Source organism: Aminobacter sp. Piv2-1 (assembly GCF_037625995.1).
GTDB lineage: Bacteria > Pseudomonadota > Alphaproteobacteria > Rhizobiales > Rhizobiaceae > Aminobacter.
Map to the genome: position 1 here is coordinate 83,970 of NZ_JARKMU010000009.1, position 12,770 is coordinate 96,739.

Below are 12,770 nucleotides of genomic sequence, written 5' to 3' on the forward strand. Positions count from 1 at the left end.
AAATCATGAGTGCATTGATTGACCTAGTCAGTCCCATGCATAGCCTCCTCTTTGCAAGCCACAGAGCGGAATCTAGGGGCATTTCGGCCACACACAAGAAAAAAATGTGCTGCATTGCGACAGGATTATGAGAAAAACGACAAATTCATTCCGCTTAGCCTTTGGATTTGTTCGGTAAATGCGGCGCTTACGGTTGTGGAGAAATTGTGGCTAATCGATTAGCAACACCAGTGAAGTGCGTCCCGTCGGGCGCGCAAAAAGGGACGCCGCAGCAATCTTGAATTGTGCTTGATCGGGGTTATGCCCCCGCCGCCTGGCGGCGCCTGAACAGGCGTCCGTCGATGGTGACCAGTCCAAGGGCGATCAGCGCCATGCCGCCCATCTCGAACAGCTCCAGCCGCTCGCCGAGGAACGTCACCGACAGCAGCATGGCGCTCGCAGGCACGATGAGCGTTACCAGCGAGGTGTTGGTGGCGCCGGCCGAGGCGACCAGCTTGAAGAACAGGATATAGGCGAAGGCGGTGGCCACCAGGGCCAGCGCCAGCGTGGCGAGCCAGGCATTGGCGCTGGCCGCGAACAGGTTCGTGGTGCCGTAGGTCGCGAGCACGACGGGGATCATGATGATGGTGGATGCCGTCATCTGGCCGGTGGCGATGATCGCCGGAGGAACGCCGCGCATCCGGCGGGCGACCATCAGCGCAAACGCATAGGAAAGCGAGGCGCCGACGAGCGCGAACTTGGCCCAGACCGGCCCGCCGAGGCCGGCGACGATGCCCGGGCCGACCATGACGGCGGTGCCGGCGATGCCGAGCGCGGTGCCGGCGAGCTTGTTCCAGTTGAGCTTCTCGTCGCTGGTGAAGGCGTTGGCCACGATCAGCGTCCAGAACGGGGTGGTGGCGTTGAGGACGGAGGCGAGGCCGGCGCCGATCTCGGTCTGGCCGATGCTGATCAGCGAAAACGGGACGACGTTGTTGAGCAGCGCCAGGAAGAACAGGATGCCGGCGTGGGGCAGGGCCAGTCGGAAGGACGGACCGCGCAGGAGCAGGAAGAGGTGGAGGGCCGCCCCGGCGATCAGCACCCGGAACATCACCAGCTTGAGCGGCGGAATCTCGGGGACCGCGATGGCGACGCAGAAGAACGATCCGCCCCAGATCATGCCGAGCAGCAGCAGCCTTGCCCAGTCGCGCGCAGTCATGCCGAATCCCTTCTTCGCTTCGTCACATTCGACCGCTAAGCGCGTTTCACCGGTAGGGCCACCCGATTCCAACAGCCTGACGCAACACTCCTGCCAAACGCATCGGTCAAATCTGCTCAGGTTGCATCGCGGTTCGCTTGGGTTAGATTCCAGCCGGCAGACGAGGAGCTTCCATGCAGCGATTCGAGAATGCACGCGAGGCAGCCCTCGCTCTCCGCCCCGATGCCCCGATCTATTGCTTCCGGCCGGAAGTGCTGAAGACGGATGCCCGCGCCTTCATGGAGATGTTTCCGGGCAAGACCGCCTATGCGGTGAAGACCAATGGCGAACTGATCGTGCTCAAGGCGCTGGTCGAGGCCGGGGTGACCGCCTTCGACGTCGCCTCTCCGGGCGAGTTCGCCGCGGTGCGGGAGGTCTCGAAGGACGCCGAGATGCTCTACATGCATCCGGTCAAGGCGCAGTCGGACATCCGGCTGGCGCTCGAGACCTACGGCATCCGCGTCATCTCGGTCGACCACGAGGACGAGATCAACAAGCTGAACCGCGTGGTGCGCGCGCTCGACATCGACCCGGGCGCGATCTCGGTGTTCGTGCGGGTGCAGACCAAGGGCTCGGCGGCCTACGAGCTGTCGAAGAAATTCGGGGCGGGGCCGGCGAATGCGGTCGAACTGGCCGAGCGGCTGAACCGCAACGGCTACAAGGTCGGCCTGTGCTTCCATGTCGGCAGCCAGATCGAGGACCCCGACACCTACGAGCGGGCGCTGGCGTCGGTCGACTGGGTGCGCAATCGCGTCAGCTTCGACCTTGCCGGCCTCGACGTCGGCGGCGGATTTCCGGCCGAATACGGCCACGACCCGAACAGCCGCAAGCCGGCCATGCCGTCGATCGGGCAGATCATGTCGCGCTTCCGCGCCGACCTGAAGGAGTACGGCTTCGACGAGATGCCACTGGTGGCGGAGCCAGGCCGCGTGATCGTGGCGCGCTGCCTGTCGCTGATCGTGCGCGTGCTGTTGCGCAAGGGCCGGCGGCTCTACATCAACGACGGCATCTGGGCATCGCTGTCGGATTCATGGACCGGCAAGATCACGCTGCCCGCGCGCTTCATCCCGGATCCGGCGATCCGCACGCGCAATGGCGATGCCGGCAACATCGTGCCGTTCAAGGTGTGCGGGGCGACCTGCGATTCCGTCGACATCCTGTCGCGGCCGTTCTGGCTGCCCGAGACCATCGACACAGGCGACTGGATCGAGATCGGCCATATCGGCGCCTATTCGCTGTCGCTGAGGACGCGCTTCAACGGCTTCTATCCCGACACCTTCGTGGAGGTGACGACGCCGTTCGACGAGGGCGAGGCGCCGCAGGGCTTTGCCAGCCTCGAGACGATGGCGGCGGAGTGAGAGAAGAAGCGAGTAGGGAATAGTGACGGCGCGTGCGTGCCATCAGTCCTTCACTACCCACTACTCACTCACAGATTCGCCAGCAGCTCCTGCGTCGGCCAGCCGTCGACCGGCAGCTTGAGGCGCATCTGCTCCTGGCGGATGGCCTCGCGGGTGTTGGTGCCGAGGATGCCGTCGATGCCGCCGACGTCGTAGCCCTTGTCGGCGAGCTTCTGCTGCAGGGCCTTCATCGCCTCGCCGGTGAGGCCCGCATCCGGGTTGCCGAGGCCGAAGGCGGGCTGGCCGGCGAGCCGGGCGGCGAGGTGCGCGGCGGTCAAGGTGTAGGTGGCCGACTGGTTCCACTGAAGGTAGACGTCGTAATTATCGTAGGCCAGGAACGCCGGTCCCTTGCGGCCCATCGGCAGCACGACGCCGGCCTTCAGGCCGTTGTCCTGGAGCGGGCTGCCGTCACGGTTGGTGACGCCCATCTTCGTCCATTCGGCGAGGGGCAGCTTGTTGGTGCGGCCGGTCATTTCCCAGGCCATCTCGGCGGGAACGCGAACCTCCTCGATCCAGGGCTGGCCGCGCTTCCAGCCGCGCGACTCGATCTTGCGCGCGGTGGTCAGGATGACGTCGGAGGGCGTGTTGCGCAGGTCGACGACGCCGTCGCCGTCGGCGTCGACGCCGCGGGCGAGATAGTCGGACGGCAGGATCTGGGTCTGGCCGATCTCGCCGGCCCAGGCGCCCTTGACGTCGGCCGGAAGCACCCCGCGGTCGATCAGCGTGAGCAGCGGCACGACCTGCGGCCTAAACAGGTCAGGGCGGCGGCAGTCATGCGCCAGCGTGATGAGTGCGTTCAGCGAGTTGAAATTGCCCTGGACAGCGCCGAAGTCGGTCTCCAGGGCCCAGAAGGCGGCGACCACCGGGCCGGGCACGCCGTAGTCCTGCTCGCCCTTGGCGAAGTACTGGGCATATTTCTGCAGGTTGGCGGCGCCGTTCTTGAGCCGATAGCTGCTGATCATGCGGTCGGAGAATTGCGCGAAGGTCTGCGAGAAGACGCCCTGGGCACGGTCGCGCTCCAGCACCTTCGGGTCGAGCGTTGCTGAGCCAAGCGCGGCAAGGCCCTTCTCGCCGACGCCTGCGGCGCGCGCCTCGTTGGCGAGGTTCTGCTTCCAGGTGGCGAAGTCGGCGCCGCATTCCTGGGCAATTGCCGGCAGCGCCGTGGCGGTGACGAGGAGAGCGGCGAGTGCTTTGCTGAGCAGTTTCATGGGCAGAGGTCTCTTGCTTTGCCTGGCAGATTCCATTCATGCCCGCGCCAGATGGCGAAAAGCGGGCAAGACGGCAGGCTGGATGGCTTGGCCGGACTTCTACAGGAGCGGGGTTGGATCCGCACTCCCTCTTGTTGTCGCATCTGCCATGCGAAATCTGGAGATCAAGGCAGGCGGGAGTCCGCGCGCCCTAACGCGTGTTCACGGCGAGCCACTTCTTCCAGGCCTGCTCACTGCCGTTGAACACGTTGATGTCGGCGTTGCCGCTTATGCCGGGCACCACGCCGGTGCCGGTGTACTGCCAGAAGGTGAAGGGGTGGTCGCCGTATTTCTGGGTCGGATGGCCGGCGACGGAGCGCAGCCAGTAGGGATAGCCGCGGAAGGTCGAGAGGTCGTTGTCGTCGAAGAAATCGACCGAGGTGTAGATGATCGGCTTCTTGCCGTAATACTTCTCGACGATGTCGAGGAATGTCTTCATCTCGCTGCGCACGGTTGTTGCCGGCGGCCGGAGCTTGCAGCTCGGCGAATCCGGGTTCCACTCCATGTCGAGGATGGGCGGCAGCGCCGAGGCCTCGTTGGGCACGTTCTGGATGAACCAGCGCGCCTGCTCGGCCGCCGGGCGGCAGAAATAGTAGAAGTGGTAGGCGCCGCGCGGCACGCCGGCGGCCCTGGTGGCGCGCCAGTGCTCGGCGAAATAGTCGTCGATGCGGTCGCCGCCCTCCGTCGCCTTGATGAAGGCGAACGAGATGCCGCTGCCCCTGGCGGTCTGCCAGTCGATCGAGGTCTGGTACTTCGAGACGTCGGTGCCGTGGATGGCGTAGGTCCAGGGCGCGCCGCTGTCCCACTGGTGCGGATCGCTGTCGCTGAAGCGCGGGTTCTTGACCGAGACGCCGGCGAGCGTGGACGATTTGCCGGAAGGCGCCAGGGACAGGGTGTCAGCGGTCGAACAGGCGCCGAGGAAGGCGAGCAGCAAAAGGGCCGAAGGGCTGCGCATCACGTCTCCTTGGGACCGGCGCAACCGGTCGAACCAACTGGCTTTGGGGCTGGTCCTGACGACCAATCAGATTTTTGCTGGATGGCGGTTCCCCACGAGACCGCATATCCCCTCCCTGTCTCGCCGATCATGGTTGATAAACCGTTGATCGTGCTCGACAGCCTTCGAGATTTGCGGAAGGAATGACGGCATTTCGATGGCGCGGGGGGCGCAAGGGGGAGCGATGCGCATGGCAGGCAGGATAGCGCGGCGGCTCGCGGCTTTGCTGGCCCTGGCCACTGCGGGGCTCTTCGGCTGGCTCTACTTCACCCCGCCGGAGCTGATCCGGGTCGGGTCCGGCTACGCCGCCAAGATCGTCTGCTCCAACGTCTTCATCGCCGGCCGCGACGCGGAACAAGTGCTGGCCGACGACGTGCAGGCGCCGGGGCATCCGCTGCTCAGGCTGATGTCGGTCGATGTCGACGAAAGCGCCGGCACGGTGCGGGCCGGGCTCTTCGGGCTCTTCGGCAGGGGCCTCGCGGTCGCTCAGGACGGGGCCGGATGCACGAACGTCCCGGATGGCGACATTGCCGCGGCAAAGCTCGGGCCGGTGCCGGTCGCGGCCGCACCCGACACGGACGCGCTGTGGCCCGAGGGCGAGCGGGTCGAGCCGTCGCAGGCGCCCGAGATCGGTGCGGTCCTCGACGATGCCGGCCTGGTGGGCCCCGGGATGCGGGCGATCGTCGTGGTGAAGGACGGCCGGATCGTCGGCGAGCGCTATGGAGAGGGCTTCAGCCAGGCTACGCCGCTGCTCGGCTGGTCGATGACCAAGACGGTTACGGCTGCGATCATCGGCACCCTGGTGGGCGAGGGCAGGATGTCGGTCGACAAGACCGGGCTGTTCGAAGGCTGGAATGCTGACTGGCGCGCCAAGATCAGCCTTGCCGACCTGATGGCGATGTCGAGCGGGCTCGCCTTCAACGAGGATTACGGCGACGTCACCGACGTCACGCGCATGCTCTACCTCGAAACCGACATGGCGAGCTTCGCGGCGGCCAAGCCGCTCGCGGGCGAGGTCGGCAAGGTGTTTTCCTATTCCAGCGGCACGACGCTGCTGCTGTCGCGTCTGTGGCAGGATGCGGTGGGCGATCCGGCGCGGGCGCTCGCCTGGCCGCGCGAAAGGCTGTTCGGGCCGGCGGGCATGAAGAGCGCGGTGCTGGAGGCGGATGCGCGCGGTACCTTCGCCGGCTCGTCCTACATGTATGCCAGCGCGCATGACTGGGCACGCTTCGGCCAGTTGCTCCTGCAGGACGGGACATGGGACGGGAACCGCATCCTGCCGGAAGGGTTCGTCGGCTGGATGCGCGAGGCGGCACCCGCCTCGAACGGCGAATACGGCCGCGGCCAGCTGTGGCTGCGGGGACCGGAAGGCGGCTCTCCGCCCGGCGAAGATCCCGACAAGGGCTTCGACCTGCCCGCGGACACCTTCTGGATGCAGGGCCATGACGGACAGAGCGTGGCGATCGTGCCGTCGCAAAGGCTGGTGGTGGTGCGAATGGGGTTGACGCCGTCGACGCTGCACTACAAGCCGCAGGCGATGCTGGCGGCGCTGGTGGCGGCGCTCAACTAGATCCCGGCCCGTCGACGACGACGAGCCAGGCATAGCCGCGGTAAAGCACGGAGAAGTGCGGATTGCGTCCCAGGGCGAGGGCCTGGCGGCCGACCTCGGCGAGCAGCGTCTCGCGCGGGGAGACGTGGAATTTCGCAAGCCAGCCGCGCAGGAGCGTTCGAAACCAACCCGGAAGCCGCTCCTGCTGGCCGAAGTCGACGATGTGGAGGGAGCCGTCGGCGGCGTTCAGCGCGGCCGCCACCGCACGTTCCCAGCCGGGGATCATCGACAGCGAATAGGAAACGAAGACGCGGTCGAAGCCGCTGCGGCCGAACAGCGCCTTGGCGTCGAAGGCGGTCGCGTCGGCCTGGGCGAGCGTGATGCGGTCGGACAGGCCGGCCCGGGCAATCGAGGCCCGCGCCGTCGCCAGCATCTCGGCGGAGATGTCGAGGCCGTAGAAATGTGCGTCGGGGAAGCGGCGGGCGGCAAGGATGAGGTTGCGGCCGGTGCCGCAGCCAAGCTCGAGCACGGTGCCGCCGGCCGGAGGATCGAGTTCGGCGATCATGCGGTCGCGGCCGAGCAGGTAATATTTGCGCGTCAGGTCGTAGATGTGGCGCTGGTGCCGGTAGACGCGGTCCATAAGGCCGGAATGGGCGGACGAGAAATCGGAGGCGCTCATGCGGGCTTCTTCACGTAGAGGTGGAAGCCGCCATAGATGGCCGAGCGGTCGCGGGCGGTAAAGTCGCGCGACTGCGCCTCCTCGTAGCTCCACTGGTCGAGGAGCGCGGGTGACAGTCGGCCGGGCAGCAGGCTCGGTTCGGCGGCGGTGCGGAAGATCACCCGGGCGCCCGGCGCCGCGGTACGGCTGATCTCGGTCCAGATGGCATTGAGCTGGGCGTCGCTCATCCAGTCCTGGGCGTCGAGAAGCACGAAACGGTCGACGGATGCGGCCTCCCTGGCAGCGAGGTGCTCGGTGAAGTTGGCATGGTGGATGGCGACGCGGTCGACGTTGCCGCGGATCGTGGCGTAGTTCGCCTGTTCGAGATAGGCGGGCAGCGCGGCTTCGCCCGGTTTCGGATAGCGCCGGGCGAAGGCCTGCCAGGCGAAATAGTTGTCCTCGAGCGGGAAGTCGCAGGCGAGCTTTTCGAGGCGGGCCTTGAGCACCCCGGCCATGGAGCCGTCGCCCGAGGTCAGCAGCGAGTCGTACTGGGCGGGCGGAATGCCGAGGCCGAAGAGCGAGGCCTTGCGCGACGTGACCCAGCGCAGCATGCGCCGATCGAACACCGGGGCGAGCTGCTCGTCGAAGAAGCGGCGCTGCGCCTCGCGGCCGCCGGCGAGCATGATGCCGGACGGATCGACTCCGTAGAGCTTGGCGACGCCGTGGCCGGCGGCGATGAACAGGCCAAGCAGGCCGGTGCGGTAGAAATTGCCGTCGAAGGTGGCGATGCGGCGCCGGCCGCGCCAGTCGCGGCGCTCCCAGTAGCTGCGGCTCGTGGCGTCGAGCTGGGGCGCGATGAAGCGGTCGTAGGCATGCGAATTGTGCGCGACGCCGGCCTCGCCAAAAAAGCGGAACAGGTCGGAATGGGAAGGCAGGTGGCGGACCGCCGTCAGCTTCATGCGGTTCAGAGCGATGTGGGCGGCGTTGAGGTCGACTGCGTCGATCCGTGCGGGCGAGCGCGTCAGGTAGGCAAGGATGTTGCAGCCGCCCGAGGCGATGGTGACGATGCTGTGGCCCTCGGAAAGCTGCATCGCCTCCATGTCGACCTCGGGATCCTCCCAGATCTGCGGGTAGACGAGGCCCGAGAACAGCAAAGCGAAGAGCCGTTCCGAAATGCCGGCCTTGGAAAGCGGGCGGTTCCGGTAGACCGCCTTTCCGACTTTCCTGCCGCGACGAAAGACGAGTTCTCCGGAAACGTCGGTCATGGAAATGCGATTCCCCACTTCGTTGCTGGGCGCAGCGGGTAGCGCACGGGCATGACAGCGCGGTGACGGAGCAATGACGGCCACGCGACAGCCGGCCGGCGAGCGTATCAATGTGACAGACGGTCACCGAACGTTATGAAACCGCTCGCCTGGCGCCGCATTGTGTCTCCGACTGCCCGCTCGACGGGCGTGTCGGTGAAAGGAGAGGTCATGAAGAAAATCATTCTGGCGTCGGTCGCGGCGATCGCCCTGCTGGGCGTTGCCGCCTGCAGCGACACGGACAGCACCACCACGCAGAGCGTGGACCAGCCGCCGGCAACGACCGAGCAGCCGGCGCCGCAGACCGGCACCGGCGGCGCCATGCAGGGCAGCGAACCGACGCAGCCCAAGCCGGTGCAGCCGGATGCCTCCGGGCAATAGTCAGCGGTGGGTGGCAGAAAGGCCGGAGCTCAGTCTCCGGCCTTTTTCGTTCAGCGCGACACGCGTGCCCGCCGCCCCAGTGCTACGACGGCGATGACGCCGAGGGCGAACAACACGGTCTGCGCGCCCACTTGTTCGCCAAGCAGGTAGGCGGAGATGGCGAGGGTGACGAAGGACTGCAGCAGCTGCACCTGGCTGACACGGGCGATGCCGCCCATGCCGAGACCGACATTCCAGGCGAAGAAGCCCAGGAACATCGATCCGAAGCCGAGATAGAAGAACGCGAAGGTCTCGGCCGGGGACGCCAGGGTGAAGGCCTGATCCCAGCTCCAGATCGCTGCGGGGATGGAGATCGGCGCAGTCAGGATCAGCGACCAGCAGATCACTTCCCAGCCGGGCATGTGGCGCGACAGCTTGCCCGAGACGACGTAGCCGAGGCTTGCCGAAAGGGCCGCGAGCAGGAGGAAGAGGTCGCCGATGGTCAGCGTCATGCCGTTGTCGCGCATGGCGAAGGCCATCACCAGCACCGCACCCGCGACCCCGCAAAGCCAGAAGAACGCCGACGGCCGCTCGCCGCCGATCAGCGCGGCAAAGATGCTCGTGGTCAGGGGAAGCACGCCGAGGACGACGCCGCCGTGGGACGCCGGCACGGTCTGCATGGCGATGGACGAGAAGACCGGGAAGCCGAAGACCAGCAGCAGGCCGGCAACGAAGAGGGCGCGCGCATCTCGCCTCGGGAAGCGCTTGCGCAACACGACGAGCAGCGCCGCCGCCGCGATCGAGGCCATGGCGGCGCGGCCGTAGGTGATGAACCAGGGCGAAAAGGTGCCCAGCGCCACGCGCGTCGCGGGCAGGGTTCCGCCGAAGATGAACACACCCAAAGCCCCCAATGCGAGACCGATCGTCTCGCGCGAAACGGCGGATGCCGGCGGGTTGGGATTGCGTGCGTCCATGGGCGCAACCGATAGCCGGGCCGAAGCGGCGCGTCGTGCGATTTCGGTTGGTCCAGAACTATGGTCCAGAGGCGGGCCGCTCCCCTTGCCGACAAAGTTGCCGGCATGCAAGTTGGCATCTCGCCTTCGCGAGTGTTTCATCCTAAGAAGCTGGCCATGTCGATTTGGGACCGTCTCGGCGACTTTGTCGCGCGTATCTCGGCAACAGCAGCGAGCGGCGTCGCAGACGTCGTGGAGGCCGTCCGGACTATCTTTTCGGGCGATGCCGAATTGCGCCGGCGCGTCGCCTTCTCGGTGGCGATGATCGCGCTTTCGGCCAAGATGGCCAAGGCCGACGGCATCGTCTCCCAGGACGAGATCCGCGCCTTCTACGAGATCTTCACGGTGCCGCCGCAGCATGCCCGCGACGTGGAGCGCCTCTACAACATCGCCCAGCAGGACGTCGCCGGCTACGAGATCTATGCCCAGCGGATGGCGCGCCTGTGCGGCTCCGGCCACCCCAACTGCGGCATGCTGGAGGACATACTCGACGGGCTGTTCCACATCGCCAAGGCGGACGGGATGATGCACCAGCGCGAGGGGACGTTCCTGCACCACGTCTCGCAGATCTTCCGCATCGAGGAGGGCCACTACCAGACCATCCTGGCGCGCCATCTCGACCTCGGCGAAACCGATCCCTATCGGGTCCTCGGCATCGAGCCGGGACAGCCGTTCGAGGACGTGCGCAAGCACTATCGCAAGCTCGTCGCCAACAATCATCCGGACCGCCTGATCGCACGCGGGCTGCCCGAGGAATTCATCCGCATCGCCACCACGCGCATCGCCGCCATCAACGCGGCCTATGAGATGATCGAGAAGGGGCTCCGGCACGTATGAGCGGTTTCTTGCCCGATCATCGGCATGCCGACGTGCGCGTTTCGCCCAATTTCGGGCCGCGCCGCGAGGGCGCCAAGCCCGACATGATCGTGCTGCACTATACCGGCATGGAGACCGGGGCGAGCGCCGAAGCCTGGTTGTGCGACCCGGTAAGCGAGGTCTCCTCGCACTATCTCGTCCACGAGGACGGGCGCATCGTCCAGATGGTCCGGGAAGGCGACCGCGCCTGGCATGCCGGCAAGAGTTCCTGGAGCGGCCAGTCCGACATCAATTCATGCTCGATCGGCATCGAGATCGTCAATCCGGGCCATGCCTTCGGCTACCCGGCCTTCCCGAAGCGCCAGATCGGCGCTGTCATCGAACTCTGCCGCGGCATCATCGTACGCCACGAGGTCGCGCCGCAGCGCGTGCTGGCCCATTCGGACGTGGCGCTCGGCCGCAAGATCGACCCTGGCGAGAAGTTCCCCTGGCGCGCGATGTTCGAAGCCGGCGTAGGGCATTGGGTCGCACCTTCGCCGCGCGACGGGCGCGCCGGCCTGAAACCGGGCGATGCCGGAGAGACGGTGGAGGAGCTGCAGTCGATGCTCGCGCTCTACGGCTACGGGGTCGAGATCACCGGCCGGTTCGACGATCTGACCGAGACCACGGTGCAGGCATTTCAACGACATTTCCGGACGCGCTGCGTCGACGGCGTCGCCGACGCCTCGACGCTGTCGACGCTCAGGCGGCTGATCGCCGAGCTTCCCGAAGGCCTTGACCAATAAAGAGATGTGATTCGCATAGTTACATATTGTAACCTAATGTGACTTGCCGCGCCTTTTTTCCCGCCAGTTCGCCCGGCAAATGCATCGCCGTGCAAGGCGCCGGGCAAATCCTGCCAACGCTCCGAAGAGAGCCCCCGGCGTTTAGGAAGGGATGCTGCGCGATATTGTTCGCGCGGCCTGTCGAGAACAAGGATAACATGAAGAATTTGACCGTTGTTGCGGTGGCATTAGCCGCCGGCCTGACTTCTTTTGCCGCTCACGCCCAGGAAGGCGCTGTCAGGGCCTCCAAGACGATCATCGAACAGACCGCCAAGAACAAGAACGCCAAGGCCGAAGCCAAGAAGGCCGACGATTGCCCATATCTGTTCGGCTGCTCGAAGAAGGCTGAGATCGATACCTTCACCACGGCGTCGATCGGCGGCAAGGGCGCCAAGACCGTCAAGGAGCAGGCCGCCAAGTCCGCCAAGGCCACCAAGACCACCGCCTCCAGCAAGCCTTTTGGCGAGATCGTCGCCCGCTACGCCTCGGCCTACGGTGTGCCGGTATCGCTCGCCCATGCCGTCATCAGCGTGGAGAGCAACTACCGCCCGAACACGCGCGGCAGGGCCGGCGAGATCGGGCTGATGCAGATCAAGCCGGCGACGGCGCGCATGATGGGCTACAGCGGCTCCGCCAAGGGGCTCTTCAACCCCGAGACCAACATCAAGTTCGGCATGCTGTATCTGGCCAAGGCGCACGAACTGAGCGGCGGTGCCACCTGCGGCACGATCCTCAAGTATAATGCCGGCCACGGCGCCAAGCGCATGAACCCGGTCTCGGCCGCCTACTGCAAGAAGGTGCAGTCACGCCTGGCCGGTGCCTGATGGAAAGCAACCAGGGCTGAGGCGCGCGAAGCGCCGACGTTTTTGGTTGCGTTTTCCGGCACAAATCCCTTTATACGCCTTGCCAGCTGGCCGGGCGGCCGCACCTGCGAAGCCGAAAGGCTGCAGGTGAGGAAAGTCCGGGCTCCATGGAGACACGGTGCCGGTTAATGGCCGGCGGGGGCGACCCCAGGGAAAGTGCCACAGAAAGCAAACCGCCGCGGTTTCCGCGGCAAGGGTGAAAGGGTGGGGTAAGAGCCCACCGCGCGACTGGCAACAGGAGCGGCACGGTAAACCCCACCGGGAGCAAAACCGAATAGGGGCGGTGCGAGGGGCAACCCTCAGGGCTGTTTCCGGCCTGCCGCCCGGGTTGGTTGCGTGAGGCGTGCAGCAATGCCCGTCCAAGAAGAATGGCCGCCACGTTCCCGCGCCGCAAGGCGTGGGGGCCATACAGAACCCGGCTTACAGGCCAGCTGGCGCTGCCTGTCTTCCAGCCGCACAAAAGCGATTGTCCTGCGGGCACCAAGGTGTTGCTGCACCTGGGCGGATGCCC

At 66.1% G+C, this 12,770-nt stretch carries 12 protein-coding genes and 1 other RNA gene; 7 read left to right on the forward strand and 6 right to left on the reverse strand.

Features of this window, described 5'->3' with window-relative positions:
• Window positions 1-298: 298 nt before the first annotated feature.
• On the reverse strand, window positions 299-1,195 hold the full coding sequence (locus AmiPiv_RS17220; RefSeq protein WP_340038717.1) for a DMT family transporter: 897 nt from the start codon (window positions 1,193-1,195) through the stop codon (window positions 299-301).
• Window positions 1,196-1,368: 173 nt separating this feature from the next.
• Between AmiPiv_RS17220 and AmiPiv_RS17225 the strand changes: the two genes are divergently transcribed.
• Window positions 1,369-2,592: an alanine racemase gene (locus AmiPiv_RS17225; RefSeq protein WP_340038718.1), complete on the forward strand. Its 1,224-nt coding sequence runs from the start codon at window positions 1,369-1,371 to the stop codon at window positions 2,590-2,592.
• 68 nt (window positions 2,593-2,660) lie between these two features.
• On the opposite strand, the gene AmiPiv_RS17230 is transcribed toward AmiPiv_RS17225, so the two are convergent.
• Window positions 2,661-3,839 carry a lytic murein transglycosylase gene (locus AmiPiv_RS17230; RefSeq protein WP_340038719.1) on the reverse strand — a complete coding sequence of 393 codons (1,179 nt, stop codon included), beginning with the start codon at window positions 3,837-3,839 and terminating at the stop codon, window positions 2,661-2,663.
• Window positions 3,840-4,029: 190 nt separating this feature from the next.
• Window positions 4,030-4,833, reverse strand: coding sequence for a glycoside hydrolase family 25 protein (locus AmiPiv_RS17235; RefSeq protein WP_340038720.1), 804 nt, complete (start codon window positions 4,831-4,833; stop codon window positions 4,030-4,032).
• A gap of 223 nt (window positions 4,834-5,056) precedes the next feature.
• Between AmiPiv_RS17235 and AmiPiv_RS17240 the strand changes: the two genes are divergently transcribed.
• Window positions 5,057-6,442 carry a serine hydrolase domain-containing protein gene (locus tag AmiPiv_RS17240; RefSeq protein ID WP_340038721.1) on the forward strand — a complete coding sequence of 462 codons (1,386 nt, stop codon included), beginning with the start codon at window positions 5,057-5,059 and terminating at the stop codon, window positions 6,440-6,442.
• On the opposite strand, the gene AmiPiv_RS17245 is transcribed toward AmiPiv_RS17240, so the two are convergent.
• The gene (locus AmiPiv_RS17245) at window positions 6,435-7,100 is read right to left on the reverse strand and encodes a class I SAM-dependent methyltransferase (RefSeq protein WP_340038722.1); all 666 of its coding nucleotides are present in this window, start codon (window positions 7,098-7,100) and stop codon (window positions 6,435-6,437) included. The genes AmiPiv_RS17240 and AmiPiv_RS17245 overlap by 8 nt on opposite strands.
• Window positions 7,097-8,344, reverse strand: coding sequence for a DUF3419 family protein (locus AmiPiv_RS17250; RefSeq protein WP_340038723.1), 1,248 nt, complete (start codon window positions 8,342-8,344; stop codon window positions 7,097-7,099). Before AmiPiv_RS17250 ends, AmiPiv_RS17245 begins: the two co-directional genes overlap by 4 nt.
• Before the next feature lie 210 nt (window positions 8,345-8,554).
• On the opposite strand from AmiPiv_RS17250, the gene AmiPiv_RS17255 reads away from it, so the two are divergent.
• Window positions 8,555-8,764 carry a hypothetical protein gene (locus AmiPiv_RS17255; RefSeq protein ID WP_340038724.1) on the forward strand — a complete coding sequence of 70 codons (210 nt, stop codon included), beginning with the start codon at window positions 8,555-8,557 and terminating at the stop codon, window positions 8,762-8,764.
• 50 nt (window positions 8,765-8,814) lie between these two features.
• On the opposite strand, the gene AmiPiv_RS17260 is transcribed toward AmiPiv_RS17255, so the two are convergent.
• The gene (locus AmiPiv_RS17260) at window positions 8,815-9,717 is read right to left on the reverse strand and encodes a DMT family transporter (RefSeq protein WP_340038725.1); all 903 of its coding nucleotides are present in this window, start codon (window positions 9,715-9,717) and stop codon (window positions 8,815-8,817) included.
• Between the two features lie 156 nt (window positions 9,718-9,873).
• Here AmiPiv_RS17260 and AmiPiv_RS17265 point away from each other — a divergent pair, with 156 nt between their 5' ends.
• The 4 genes from AmiPiv_RS17265 (at window position 9,874) to rnpB (ending at window position 12,698) form a co-directional block, all read left to right on the forward strand.
• Window positions 9,874-10,593: a DnaJ family molecular chaperone gene (locus AmiPiv_RS17265; RefSeq protein ID WP_340038726.1), complete on the forward strand. Its 720-nt coding sequence runs from the start codon at window positions 9,874-9,876 to the stop codon at window positions 10,591-10,593.
• Complete coding sequence (locus tag AmiPiv_RS17270; RefSeq protein ID WP_340038727.1) at window positions 10,590-11,357, forward strand: peptidoglycan recognition protein family protein; 768 nt, start codon at window positions 10,590-10,592, stop codon at window positions 11,355-11,357. Before AmiPiv_RS17265 ends, AmiPiv_RS17270 begins: the two co-directional genes overlap by 4 nt.
• Before the next feature lie 197 nt (window positions 11,358-11,554).
• On the forward strand, window positions 11,555-12,220 hold the full coding sequence (locus AmiPiv_RS17275) for a lytic transglycosylase domain-containing protein (RefSeq protein ID WP_340038728.1): 666 nt from the start codon (window positions 11,555-11,557) through the stop codon (window positions 12,218-12,220).
• A gap of 82 nt (window positions 12,221-12,302) precedes the next feature.
• Window positions 12,303-12,698: RNase P RNA component class A (gene rnpB / locus AmiPiv_RS17280), an RNA gene on the forward strand.
• Window positions 12,699-12,770: the final 72 nt, after the last annotated feature.

Coding starts and splice junctions, on each gene's coding strand:
- AmiPiv_RS17225 (WP_340038718.1), top strand. CDS start 1,369: ATGCAGCGATTCGAGAATGCACGCGAGGCAGCCCTCGCTCTCCGCCCC.
- AmiPiv_RS17275 (WP_340038728.1), top strand. CDS start 11,555: ATGAAGAATTTGACCGTTGTTGCGGTGGCATTAGCCGCCGGCCTGACT.
- AmiPiv_RS17245 (WP_340038722.1), bottom strand. CDS start 7,100: ATGAGCGCCTCCGATTTCTCGTCCGCCCATTCCGGCCTTATGGACCGC.
- AmiPiv_RS17270 (WP_340038727.1), top strand. CDS start 10,590: ATGAGCGGTTTCTTGCCCGATCATCGGCATGCCGACGTGCGCGTTTCG.
- AmiPiv_RS17265 (WP_340038726.1), top strand. CDS start 9,874: ATGTCGATTTGGGACCGTCTCGGCGACTTTGTCGCGCGTATCTCGGCA.
- AmiPiv_RS17220 (WP_340038717.1), bottom strand. CDS start 1,195: ATGACTGCGCGCGACTGGGCAAGGCTGCTGCTGCTCGGCATGATCTGG.
- AmiPiv_RS17230 (WP_340038719.1), bottom strand. CDS start 3,839: ATGAAACTGCTCAGCAAAGCACTCGCCGCTCTCCTCGTCACCGCCACG.
- AmiPiv_RS17260 (WP_340038725.1), bottom strand. CDS start 9,717: ATGGACGCACGCAATCCCAACCCGCCGGCATCCGCCGTTTCGCGCGAG.
- AmiPiv_RS17240 (WP_340038721.1), top strand. CDS start 5,057: ATGCGCATGGCAGGCAGGATAGCGCGGCGGCTCGCGGCTTTGCTGGCC.
- AmiPiv_RS17250 (WP_340038723.1), bottom strand. CDS start 8,344: ATGACCGACGTTTCCGGAGAACTCGTCTTTCGTCGCGGCAGGAAAGTC.
- AmiPiv_RS17235 (WP_340038720.1), bottom strand. CDS start 4,833: ATGCGCAGCCCTTCGGCCCTTTTGCTGCTCGCCTTCCTCGGCGCCTGT.
- AmiPiv_RS17255 (WP_340038724.1), top strand. CDS start 8,555: ATGAAGAAAATCATTCTGGCGTCGGTCGCGGCGATCGCCCTGCTGGGC.